Source organism: Corallococcus aberystwythensis (genome assembly GCF_003612165.1).
Taxonomy (GTDB): domain Bacteria; phylum Myxococcota; class Myxococcia; order Myxococcales; family Myxococcaceae; genus Corallococcus; species Corallococcus aberystwythensis.
In genome coordinates, this window is sequence record NZ_RAWK01000297.1 from 1 (window position 1) to 11,720 (window position 11,720).

At 69.2% G+C, this 11,720-nt stretch carries 7 protein-coding genes and 1 pseudogene; 7 read left to right on the forward strand and 1 reads right to left on the reverse strand.

The window, feature by feature from the left end; genetic code table 11:
- The first annotated feature begins 85 nt into the window (after positions 1-85).
- A complete protein-coding gene (locus tag D7W81_RS34770) occupies positions 86-1,054 on the forward strand; it encodes a lysylphosphatidylglycerol synthase domain-containing protein (protein ID WP_244227642.1) in 969 nt (322 codons plus the stop codon).
- Between the two features lie 13 nt (positions 1,055-1,067).
- Here the strand turns inward: D7W81_RS34770 and D7W81_RS34775 are convergent, their stop codons facing one another.
- Complete coding sequence (locus D7W81_RS34775; protein ID WP_120559687.1) at positions 1,068-3,245, reverse strand: molybdopterin oxidoreductase family protein; 2,178 nt, start codon at positions 3,243-3,245, stop codon at positions 1,068-1,070.
- A 167-nt stretch (positions 3,246-3,412) separates the two neighbouring features.
- Here D7W81_RS34775 and D7W81_RS34780 point away from each other — a divergent pair, with 167 nt between their 5' ends.
- From D7W81_RS34780 to D7W81_RS34805, 6 genes and pseudogenes are all read left to right on the forward strand, one after another.
- Positions 3,413-6,442, forward strand: a complete 3,030-nt coding sequence (locus tag D7W81_RS34780) for an ATP-binding protein (RefSeq protein ID WP_120559688.1) — start codon at positions 3,413-3,415, stop codon at positions 6,440-6,442.
- The gene (locus D7W81_RS34785; RefSeq protein WP_120559689.1) at positions 6,439-7,125 is read left to right on the forward strand and encodes a hypothetical protein; all 687 of its coding nucleotides are present in this window, start codon (positions 6,439-6,441) and stop codon (positions 7,123-7,125) included. The genes D7W81_RS34780 and D7W81_RS34785 overlap by 4 nt, the downstream gene beginning before the upstream one ends.
- Before the next feature lie 27 nt (positions 7,126-7,152).
- Positions 7,153-7,749 (forward strand): chalcone isomerase family protein, encoded by a 597-nt coding sequence (locus D7W81_RS34790; protein WP_244227644.1) that lies wholly within the window; start codon positions 7,153-7,155, stop codon positions 7,747-7,749.
- Between the two features lie 117 nt (positions 7,750-7,866).
- Positions 7,867-8,679, forward strand: coding sequence for an OmpA family protein (locus tag D7W81_RS34795; RefSeq protein ID WP_120559691.1), 813 nt, complete (start codon positions 7,867-7,869; stop codon positions 8,677-8,679).
- A gap of 30 nt (positions 8,680-8,709) precedes the next feature.
- Entirely contained in the window at positions 8,710-11,331 is a 2,622-nt protein-coding gene (locus D7W81_RS34800) for a TonB-dependent receptor domain-containing protein (protein ID WP_120559692.1), read from the forward strand.
- Between the two features lie 4 nt (positions 11,332-11,335).
- A pseudogene (locus D7W81_RS34805) lies at positions 11,336-11,720 on the forward strand (hypothetical protein); the annotation flags it as partial.

An 11,720-nucleotide genomic window follows, 5' to 3' on the forward strand; every position in this document is an offset into this window, starting at 1 on the left:
ACACCTATTAAGTCGTCGGCAGCGTCAGATGTGAATAAGAGACAGTTCCGCCACACCGTGCGTCTGGAGACGCAGGCTGCTCACGGTGCTCAAACCCGTCTTCGCGATGGGCGGCCTGGGGATGCTGGGCGCCCTGGTGCACAAGGCCGGCGCGGGCGAGCTGAAGACGACGCTCGTGGAGGCGCTGCCGCTGCTCCCCTGGGTGGTGCTCATCGAGCTGGGGCGGCAGACCTGCGACGCCACGGCGACGCGGCTGTCCTACGGAGCGCGCGCGGGGCAGGTGCCGTTGGCGGTGCTGATGCGAGCGCAGCTGATTGGGACGGCGGTGTCGAGCATGGCGCCCGCGGGCCGGACGGCGGCCGAGGCGACGAAGGCGACGCTGCTGACGCCCTACACAGGTGGCGCGGCGGCGGCGGCGGCGGCGGCCACGTCGCAGTCGGCATCGCTGGGGGCTGGAGGGCTCATCTCCTTCCCGTGCGCGCTGGCCGCGTATGTGATGACGGGCTGGAGCGCGTTCACGATTGCGATGCTGGTGCACGGCTTCGTGTTGCTGCTCGCGTCGCTGGGCGTGCGCGCGGGGCTCCGGGCGAAGCGGATGGGCGCGTGGATGCGCAGGCGGTGTGGCAAGTGGGGCACGCACGCGGAGGCGTTCCAGGCGTCGGTGTGCGCCGGAGGGCTGTGTCCGTGGCGGCCGATGATGGCGTTCCTGGGCAGCCGTGTGTTGCAGGTGATGCAGTACGCGGTGCTGGCGCACGCGGTGGGCATCGACGCGTCGGTGGTGCAGGCGCTCTTCACGCAGGGGCTCTACCTGGTGGCGCTGGCCATGGGCTCGCTGGTGCCCGGGCAGGTGGGCGTGACGGACGGGATGTTCTCGCTGGCGGCGGGGGCGATGGGGACCACGGCCGCGAAGGCGATGTCCATCGCGCTGCTCGCGCACACGGTGCAGGCGGTGTTCGTGCTGGTGGGGGCGCTCACGCCGCTGGTGTGGCGCGCGAAGGCGAAGGTGGCGGCCGCCGCGCCGGTGGTGCCGCCCGTGCTGCCCGCTCCGGTGTAGCGCGGAGAGAGGCTCAGGCCGGTCGCACCTGCACCGGCGTCCCGCTGAACGCGGCGTTGCCGCTGACGGCATCCAGTGCCCGGTCATCCGTGAGGTCGTTGATGTTGGCGCCCGCGTGCGCGCTGGCGACCTGCTGGCGGGTGCCCGGACGCTGGTGGCCGTAGCCGTGCGGCAGGCTGACGACGCCGGGCATCACGTCTGCGGTGACGGCGACGGGCACGGTGACCTCGCCCACGCGCGAGCGGATGGTGGCGTTCACGCCATCGGTGAGTCCAATGCGCGAGGCGTCATCCGGGTGGATCATGAGCGTGCAGCGGGGACGGCCCTTCACCAGCCCCGGCACGTTGTGCATCCACGAGTTGTTGTCGCGCAGGTGCCGCCGGCCAATGAGCAGCAGCTCACCCTCGCGAGGCGCAGCGTCGTCGGGGAACGCGGCGCGAAGCCGGGCCACGTCCGCGACGAGCAGCTCCGGCGCCAGCTGGATGCGCTTGGAGCGGTGGCGGAGCCGGCCGGGCAGGCTGGGCTTCATCGGCCCCAGGTCGATGCCATGCGGCGCGGCGCGAAGCTTCGCGAGCGACAGGCCGTGCTTCTTGAGCGGATGGAAGCGCGAGCCATAGGGCCCCATGCGAAGGCCCAGGTCGAGGATGCGCTCCGGTCCCATCCGCTTGAGGGCCTGGTACTGGAGCAGCGCGCGAACGCTCCGTCCCTTGCGCAGGGTCTCCAGCCGGTGCTGGAGCTCCAGGAGGATCTCCCAGTCCTGGCGCGAGTCCGGACCGGCGGGGAACACCGGCGGCGAATACTTTGCTGTATTGCGCACCGCGAGCACGTGGAAGACGAGGTCGTAGTGCCCGCGCTCCAGCACGGACGCGGGCGGCAGGATGTAGTGGGCGTGGCGGGTGGTCTCGTTGAGGTACGGATCCACGCTCACCATGAAGTCCAGTTGCCCCAGCGCGGTGTCCAGTTGCGTGCCATTGGGTGTGGACAGCACGGGGTTGCCGGCCAGGGTGATGAGGGCGCGGATGCGGCCCTCGCCCGGGGTGAGGATCTCCTCCGCGAGCGCGGCGACAGGGAGCTCCCCGGAGGACTCCGGCAGGCCCCGGACGCGGCTCTTCCAGCGGCCATGGCTGCCCGGGCTGACGCCGAACGCTCGCGGCCCACCAATGAGGTCGAAGGCCGGAAGGGTGAAGAGGGCGCCGCCTTCACGGTCCAGGTTGCCGGTGACGATGTTGAGGACGTTGATGAGCCATTGGCAGAGCGAGCCAAACGGCTGCGTGGACACCCCGACGCGCCCGTAGCAGACGGCCCCGTCCGCGGCGAGGAAGTCCCGCGCGATGCCGCGAAGCACCTCCGGCGCGATGCCGGTATGCGGCGCCGTGCGCTCCGGAGGGAAGTCCCGGACGAGCGGCAGCACGGTGTCCAGGCCGTCCACGAACGCGGCCAGCCGGCCCATGCGGTGCGCGTCTCCCTCCAGGACGACATGCAACAGGGAGAAGAGGGCGAGCGCGTCGGTGCCGGGCCGGACGAAGACGTGCTGGTCGGCGATGGTTGCCGTCTCGGTGCGGCGAGGGTCGATGACCACCACCTTGCCACCGCGTTCCTGGATGGCGCGCAGCCGGGCCCGCACGTCCGGCGTCGTCATCAGGCTGCCATTGGACGCGAGCGGGTTCGCGCCCAGCACGAGCATGTACCGGGTGCGGTCGATGTCCGGGATGGGCACCAGCAGCTGGTGGCCAAACATGAGGTGGGCCGCGAGCTGGTGGGGGAGCTGATCAACAGAAGTGGCGGAGAACCGGTTTCGCGAGCGCAGCGCGCGGAGCAGCATGGGGCCGAACATCATCGCGCCCAGGTTGTGCACGTTGGGGTTGCCCAGGTACGCGCCCACGGCGTTTGGCCCGTGCTCCTTCTGGAGGTCATGGAGCCGCTGGCTGATGTCGCGAAATGCGTCCTCCCACGACACGCGCTCCCAGCCGGAAGCAGTGCGCTTCATGGGATGGCGGAGCCGGTCCGGGTCCTCGTGCAGGTCGCGCAGCGCCACGGCCTTGGGGCAGATGTGGCCCCGGCTGAACGGGTCCTCCGCGTCGCCCTTGATGGACGTGATGCGCCCGTCCGCCACTTCGATGCGCACGCCGCACATCGCTTCACACAGATTGCAGGTGCGGAAATGGACCTGGGTCGGGGCGGGCGAGTTCATGGGGCGAGCCTACGCTGACGCTTCACCACGTGTGGGACCGTCGTGTGACCGACGGTCCAAAGGGCCGTGAATCGGCCATTCGCCTTGATGGTTCGTACCGGGGTACTTACTTCCTCACGATGGCTCCGCTTCCCGGGAAGCTCGAATGGCTGGCAGGCGGGGGCGAGATGGCCGCCCTCATCGCATCACTGGACTGGTCACGCTCCCCGCTAGGGCCCATCGAGTCCTGGCCGCAGAGCCTGCGCACGACGGTGAGCCTGTGCCTCGCGTCGAACTTCCCCATCAACATCATCTGGGGCGACGGCCACAACCAGATCTACAACGACGGCTACCGCGTGGTCTGCGGCGCGGTGCACCCGCGCGCGATGGGAGAGAGCTACCGGGTCACCTGGGCCTCGGCGTGGCCCGCCATCGGGGAGCCGTTCGAGCGGGCGCTCGCGGGGGAGACGTCCTACCTCGAGAACCAGCGGATGTTCCTCGAACGCAACGGCTACCCGGAGGAGACGTTCTTCACCTTCTCGCTGAGCCCCATCCGCGACGAGTCCGGCAAGGTGGTGGGCCTCTTCCACCCCGTCACGGAGACGACGCCCACGATGCTCGCCGAGCGGCGGACGCGGGCGTTGAGGGACATCGCCGACAGCGCGGGCCAGGCGCTGGTGTTCGACGAGGCGTGTGACCTGCTCCTCGCGACGCTGGGCGAGTACACCTTCGACCTGCCCTTCGCGCTGCTCTACGTGACCTCACCGGACGGCACCGAGGCCCGGCTCCGGGGCCTGTGTGGGACCGTGGCCGGGATGCCATTCGTGCCAGAGGTCATCCGCCTCACGGGCAGCGCCGACGACGGGACATGGCCGTTGGCGCGGGCAGCGAGGAGCGGGCGGGTGGAGCCGGTCACGGACCTGGAGGCCCGCTTCGGGCCGGTCGTCGCGGGGCCGTACCCGGAGCCCATGAAGACCTCCTTCGTGTTGCCGGTGCGCGTCGCGGGCGTGGAGGCGCCGCTCGGGTACCTGGTCATCGGGGCGAGCCAGCGGCTTCCGCTGGATGACCTCTACCGTGCCTTCGTGGAGATGCTGAGCGGCGCGGTGAGCGCGGCGCTCGGGAACGCGCGGGCCTATGAGGCGGAGCGGTGCCGGGCGGAGGCGCTCGCGGAGATTGATCAGGCGAAGACGGCCTTCTTCAGCAACGTAAGCCACGAGTTCCGCACGCCGCTCACGCTGATGCTGGGGCCGGTGGAGGACCTGCTGGCGGGGCTGCGGGGGACGTTGCCAGAGCCGGCGCAAGGAGAGCTGCGGGTCGTGCACCGCAATGCCTTGCGCCTGCTCAAGCTGGTGAACGCGCTGCTCGACTTCTCCCGCATCGAGGCAAACCGCGCCCAGGCCACCGTGGAGCCCACGGACCTGTCCGCCCTCACCCGCGACGTCGCGAGCGCGTTCCGCTCCGCCATCGAGCGCGCGGGCATGCGGCTGGTGGTGGACGCGGAGCCATTGGGCGAGCCGGTCTTCGTGGACCGGGAGATGTGGGAGAAGATCGTCCTCAACCTTGTGTCGAACGCGTTCAAGTTCACGCACGCCGGGGAGATCCGCGTCGAGCTGAAGCGGGAGGAAGGTTTCGCGCGGCTGTCGGTGCGGGACACGGGCATCGGCATCCCGGAGGCGGAGCTGGGGAAGGTGTTCCAGCGCTTCCACCGGGTGAAGGAGGCCCGGGGACGCACGCACGAGGGCAGCGGCATCGGGCTCGCGCTCGTGCACGACCTGGCGAAGCTCCATGGCGGGTCGGTGGAGGTGAAGAGCGTGGAGGGGCAGGGCTCCACCTTCTCCGTCCGGGTGCCGCTGGGCAATGCCTTCTGGCTGGGGACCCAGGCGCTGGCGGAGGGCGAGCGGCCCCCGGCCAACCCCGTGCGCGTCGAGGCCTTCGTGGAGGAGGCGCTGCGCTGGTCGGTGGACCCCTCGGACGAGCCAGCGCCCATGCCGGCCTCTCCGCCTGGCGCTCCGGCTCCAGTGATGGAGAGCGGGCCCCGGCCGCGCATCCTGCTCGCGGACGACAACGCGGACATGCGCGACTACGTCCGGCGTCTGTTGTCGCAGCGCTACGACGTGACGGCGGTGGCGAACGGGGCGGAGGCGCTCGGTGCGGCGCGCGAGTCTCGGCCGGACCTGGTGCTGTCGGACGTGATGATGCCGGTGATGGACGGCATCCAGCTGGTGCAGCAGCTGCGCGCGGACGAAGCGCTGCGCACGCTGCCGGTCATCCTGCTGTCCGCGCGAGCGGGAGAGGAGGCCACGGCGAACGGCCTGGAGCTGGGCGCGGATGACTACCTGACGAAGCCGTTCGCGGCGAAGGAGCTGCTGGCCCGCGTTCAGGCGCAGCTCTCCATGGCGGCCCTGCGCCTGCGGGCGGCGGAGCAGGAGACGCACGCGAAGCAGCTGGAGCAGCACCAACAGGGTTTGGAGGCGCTGCTCAGCGCGCGTGACGAATTCCTCTCCATTGCCTCGCATGAGATGAAGACACCCATCACGTCCCTGATGCTGCAATTGCAGATGGCGGAGCGGAACGTGAAGCCCGTGGAGGGACGGACGCCCAACCCGGAGCGGCTGGCGCGGTCGCTGAAGGTGTCGTTGGTCCAGGTGGACCGGCTGACGCGCCTGGTGGAGGACCTGCTGGACGTGGCCCGCATCCGGACGGGCACGTTCGAGCTCACCTTCGAGGAGGTGGACCTGGTGCAGATGGCCTCTGACGTGCTGGAGCGGCTGTCAGGACAGCTGGTGCAGGTGGGGTGCCTGGCGAAGCTGGAGGCGCCGCCGAAGCTGGTGGGGGCGGTGGACGCGCGCCGGCTGGAGCAGGTGCTGACGAACCTCATCACCAACGCCATGCGGTACGCGCCCGGGGGGCCGCTGACGGTGAGGCTGGACACGGCGGGGGACCTGGTGCGCATGGAGGTGCGAGACCACGGCCCCGGCGTTCCAGAGGCGCAGCGGGAGAGCATCTTCGACCGCTTCGAGCGCGGCATCGCCTCCCGTCACGTGGGAGGGTTGGGATTGGGGCTCTTCATCTCCAAGCAGATCGTCGCGGCGCATGGCGGCCGGATTTCGGTGGAGAGCCCACCGGACGGAGGCGCGTGCTTCGTGGTGCTGCTGCCCCGGAGCGCGGCGCACGCCCAGACTTCCGGCGTCGTGACGTCCTCGGGCGCCTTCTCGTGAAGGGATATTCCGGGCGCTACATCCGCTGGCGGCTCGATGAAGGGGCCGTCGAGCCATACGACCCGCTGGGGGACTTCTTCATCCAGGGCGAGGATGGGTGCGTCGAGGAGCGCGAAACCCTCCTGGACACCTATCTCGTCACCCTGTCGGAAGGGGTGAGACGTCTCCAGACGGAGCCGCGAGTCCCGGTGGATGTGGTGGTGGAGCCGTATGCCTTTTCCCTGGAGAGACAGGGGACGGGCATGGCGGTTGGGTATCGTGGGCACGTCGCTCGAATCGGAAGCATCGATGCGTTTCGAGCGGATCTTGTCGCCGCGGCCAGGACGCTCGTGGAGGTTCTGGATGCGGAGGCAGCCCGGCTGGGAACGGAGAAGCCGCTGATGACCGGGTTGAGGGAGGTCATGTCCTTCTTGAAAGTGCCGCTCCACGACGCCGAGGTCACAGGCGTGCGGATGGACCGGCAGAAACAGCTCCTGCAATTGGACCTGGTCCTGCACACGGGCGAGGCCGTCTGGCTGGACTTCCAGGGCGCGGAGGAGTGGTCCCTTTCAGGGCTCGGAGCGCGGAACGTGCCGGCTCCACGACGCCCCGCGCCATGCGCCTTCCGGCCGGGGAGTCACTTGAACCCCCAACAGCCTTGCCTTGGGCGGCCGGTTGCCGTCCAATGGTGCACAAACCAATGATCGTGGCCGGTGGCGGTTTCTAGAAGCATGCGCACCGTTGCGATCACCGACTCAGGGGTGAAGGGGAAGGCGATGATGGGGACGGCGTGGAAGAAGGGAGCGCGAGGGCTCGCGCTGGGGATGCTCCTGTTCGTGGGCGCTGCCGCCCATGCGGGACAGGCGGGCGGGGTCAACATGCCGGATTCCCTCCAGGTGGAAGGGCGCACGCTGGCGCTCACCCACATGGAGCTGAAGAAGAAGCTCTTCTTCAACGTCTACGTGTGGAGCCTCTACATGGAGGAGGAGCCCACCTGCTTCAAGGAGGCCGTGTCCTCCAACAGCCTGAAACGCCTGCACTTCCGCTTCCTGCGCACCATCACCAAGGACCAGCTCGTCGGCAGCTTCCGCGAAGGCCTGCGCCAGAACCCGGCCATGCGCGAGGATGCCCTCAACCAGTCCCTGGAGAAGCTCCTGTCGTCCCTCCATGACGTGCGCAAGGGTGACGACCTCGTCCTCACCTACCTGCCCGGCTCCGGCCTCCACGTCTCCGGCGGCGCGTCCGGCGGTGTCCACATCCCGGGCAAGCCCTTCGCGGACGCCCTCTTCAGCTCCTGGCTGGACACCCACCCCATCTTCCCCAAGTAGCCCGCTCGTCCGGCAGGGAAGTTTGGCCTCAAATTGGATGCGCGTTTCTCCTAGGCGGCGGGCCTGAGAGCGGTACTCTCAGACCCACCAACATCCTTGTCAGGAGGAATCGCACCTATGCGCACACGTCTGGTTCTGGCTGCCCTCGTCGCCCTCTCCACGGGCTGCGTCTCGCAGGGGAAGTTCAACGAGAAGGCCCTGGAGGCCGAGGGGCTGACGAAGAACCTCACGGATGAGAAGGCGGCCCGCGCGGCCGCCGAGGCGAAGATCAAGGAGCTGGAGGAGAAGCAGGCCGCGCTGGAGCAGGAGAAGACCGCGCTGGAGACGCGCCTCAACGCTTCCGAGAACCGCCTCACCGGCGCCGCGGCCGAGCGCCGCGCCCTGGAGGAGAAGAACGCGCAGCTGGCCGCGCTCAACGACGAGCTGGGGCGCAACGCCAAGAAGCTGGCGCAGGCGAAGGAGGAGCTGGAGAAGAAGAGCTCCGAGTACGAGAACCTGGCCCAGTCCCTCAAGCAGGAGATCTCCGACGGCAAGATCGAGCTGTCGGAGATGAAGGGCCGGATGACCGTGCAGCTCAAGGACAAGATCCTCTTCGCGTCCGGCTCCGCGCGCGTGGGCAAGGAGGGGCAGGAGGCGCTGGTGAAGATCGCCGACGCGCTCAAGACGGTGAAGGGCCGCATCGTGCGCGTGGAGGGCCACACGGACGACGTGCCCACCGGCGGCGGACAGTTCGCCACCAACTGGGAGCTGAGCCTGGCGCGCGCGATGGCGGTGGTGCGTTCGCTTCAGGACTCTGGCGTGGATCCGACCATGCTGTCCGCGGCGGGTTATGGGCAGTACCAGCCGCTCGTCCCCAACGACACGCCGGAGCACAAGAGCCAGAACCGGCGCATCGAGATCGTGCTCGCTCCGGGCCTCGGAGGGCGCTAGGAGGGTGCGCGGGAGACCCGCGCACCCTTCATGAGAACGCTCCTCTGCGTCGTCTGTGTATTGCTTGCGACCGGAGCCGTGGCACAGGCTCCGGACGCAGGGACCCTCGCCGGTGATGCCGGCGCTCCCACGGGCGTGCTGACAAAGCCGCCCGCGCTCCTGCGACAGGTCGAAGCGGCCTACCCGCCGGATGCCGCCGCCCAGCAGCTCGAGGGCACGGTGGTGATGTTCATCGACATCTCGGAGACGGGCGCCGTCACGAACGTCGAAATCACCCAGCCCGCGGGCCACGGCTTCGATGAAGCCGCCACGGAGGCGGTGAAGCAGTTCCAGTTCGAGCCCGCGGAGGTGGACAACGTCCCCGCGCCCGTTCGCATCCAGTACGCCTACCAGTTCGTCTTCCGCGCGCCGGAGCCGCCGCCGGAAGCCACCTCCGCGGACGGCGGTGTCGCGGAGCCGCAGGGGCCGGTGAACTTCAGCGGTCAGGCGCTGGAGCGCGGCACGCGCAAGCCCCTGGTGGGCGCGGAGGTGGTGCTCACGGAGCTGGACCGCTCCACCGTCACGGACGGCGACGGGCGCTTCGCCTTCCGCGGCGTCCCGGTGGGCACGCACCCGGTCGTCGTGGTGATGGGCAACTACGACCGCTTCAAGACGCAGGAGACCATTGAAGAGGGCAAGGAGACGCAGGCGAAGTACTACGTGCAGAAGCGCATCTTCAGCCAGTACGAGACGGTGGTGCGCAGCGACCGCGAGCGCAAGGAGGTGACGCGCACCACCATCACGGTGGCGGAGGTGCAGCGCGTCCCGGGCACGCAGGGTGACACGCTCAAGGTGGTGCAGAACCTGCCGGGCGTGGCGCGGCCCGCGTTCAACGGCGGCGCGCTGGTCATCCGTGGCACCAGCCCCCAGGAGTCCGGCGTCTTCCTGGACGGCCTGCGCATCCCCATCCTGTATCACTTTGGTGGGCTCACCTCCGTCTACAACTCGGACCTGCTGGAGGCGGTGGACTACCTGCCCGGCAACTTCTCCGCGTACTACGGCGACATCACCGGCGGCGTCATCAACGTGCGCAGCCGCGAGCCCCGCACGGACCGCTACCACGCCACGGTGGGCATCAGCCTCATTGAGTCCAATGCGGTGATTGAGGGCCCCATCACGGACACGCTGAGCTTCGCGATTGGCGGCCGGCGTTCGTACATCGACCTGGTGCTCAAGGCAGTGCCCATGGACGACGACAGCCTCCAGGTGGCGCCGCGCTACTACGACGCGCAGGCGAAGCTGGTGTGGAAGCCGAGCCGCCGCCACACCTTCACGCTGCAGGGCCTGACATCGCGCGACCGGCTGGCGTTGCTGCTGGACCAGCCGGCGGATGGCGACCCGTCCGTCAACGGCGGCCTGGACGTGACGACGGGCTTCAACCAGCTGCGCCTGCGGCACCAGTTCCGCGAGGACAAGCTGACGCTCGACACGCACGCGCTCATCGGCAACACGATTCTGGACTTCCAGATTGGCGAGCGCGGGCTGCGCATCGCGTCCACGGATTTGTTCCTGCGGCCCACGATTGAGTACGCCTTCAACGACAGCGTGACGGTGGCGGGCGGTCTGGACGTGGTGGCGAACCTGGCGAACGTGCGGGCCAGCATCCAGCAGCCGCCGCGCGAGGGTGAGCCGCCGTCGCCGCTGGTGGCGGAGGACCTCATCAACATCGACGGGAAGTTCACCCAGTACTACCCGTCCGCCTGGGCGGAGGTGCGGTGGCGGCCTGTCAAAGACCTGCTGGTGGTGCCGGGCGTGCGCACGGAGAGCTACATCTTCACGGACCAGCAGGAGGTGAAGCGCTCGGTGAACCCGCGGCTCGCGGTGCGCTACGCGCTCACGGAGACGTTGACGCTGAAGGGCGGCGCGGGCGTCTACCACAGCCCGCCGGTGCAGGATGAGCCGTCGCCGGGGTTCGGCAATCCGGACCTGGGGGCGAAGCGGTCGCTCCAGTACAGCGTGGGCGCGGAGTGGCAGGCGCGGCCGGAGTGGTTCGTGGGCAGCGAGGTCTTCTACAACGACCTGGATGACCTCATCGTCCGCTCGAACGCGCGCGTGGAGCGCAACGGCGAGTCGGTGCCGGAGAACCTGAAGAACGGCGGCGTGGGGCGCATCTACGGCTTTGAGTTGCTGGTGCGCCGGGCGCTGACGGACCGGCTGTTCGGGTGGATTTCGTACACGCTCAGCCGCAGCGAGCGCCGGGACGCGCCGGACGCGCGCTGGCGCAAGTTCGACAACGACCAGACGCACGTGCTGACGGCCATCGCCAGCTACAAGCTGCCCAAGGGCTGGGAGGTGGGCGCGCGGTTCCGCTTCGCGTCCGGCAATCCGACGACGCCGGTGCTGGGCGCGAAGCGCGACGACACGACGGATGTGTTCATCCCGTACTACGGGCTGGTCAATTCGCAGCGGCTGCCGTCGTTCAACCAGCTGGACATCCGCGTGGACAAGAACCTGGTGTTCGACACGTGGAACCTGGACCTCTACCTGGACCTGACGAACGCCTACAACAACCAGTCGGTTGAAGGCGTGGCCTACAACTACAACTATTCAGAGCGCGAGTTCTTCAAGGGCCTGCCCATCCTGCCCGTGCTCGGCCTGAAGGGAGCCTTCTGACGCCATGCGCACTCCCGTGCTGTTGTCTGCCATTGCCTTGCTGGGGTTGAGCGCGTGCAGCGGCCCCGACTTCGAAGACCCGAGTGAGATCCGCCGCGTGCGCGTGCTGGGCATCAAGGCGGAGCCGCCGGAGCTGGTGGTGGCGCCTGATGGCTCCACGCTGCCGCCGCCGGTGACGTTCAGCGCGCTGGCGGTGACGCCGGACGCGCGGCCGGTGACGGTGACGTACGCGCTGTGCCGGCCGGACGTGAACCCCTACGGGGACGTGGCGTGCCCGGGTGACAGCGGGGTGCCGCTGGGCAACGGCGTGCTGTCCTTGAGCGACCCGGCCGTGCAGGCGCTGCTCATCGAATCTTTCCAGGCGGCCACGGGGAGCACGGGGGGTGGGG

What these genes read in the sequence shown, in the direction of transcription:
- D7W81_RS34775 (WP_120559687.1), bottom strand. Translation starts at nt 3,245, where the DNA reads ATGAACTCGCCCGCCCCGACCCAGGTCCATTTCCGCACCTGCAATCTG.
- D7W81_RS34790 (WP_244227644.1), top strand. Translation starts at nt 7,153, where the DNA reads ATGCGCACCGTTGCGATCACCGACTCAGGGGTGAAGGGGAAGGCGATG.
- D7W81_RS34795 (WP_120559691.1), top strand. Translation starts at nt 7,867, where the DNA reads ATGCGCACACGTCTGGTTCTGGCTGCCCTCGTCGCCCTCTCCACGGGC.
- D7W81_RS34800 (WP_120559692.1), top strand. Translation starts at nt 8,710, where the DNA reads ATGAGAACGCTCCTCTGCGTCGTCTGTGTATTGCTTGCGACCGGAGCC.
- D7W81_RS34780 (WP_120559688.1), top strand. Translation starts at nt 3,413, where the DNA reads ATGGCCGCCCTCATCGCATCACTGGACTGGTCACGCTCCCCGCTAGGG.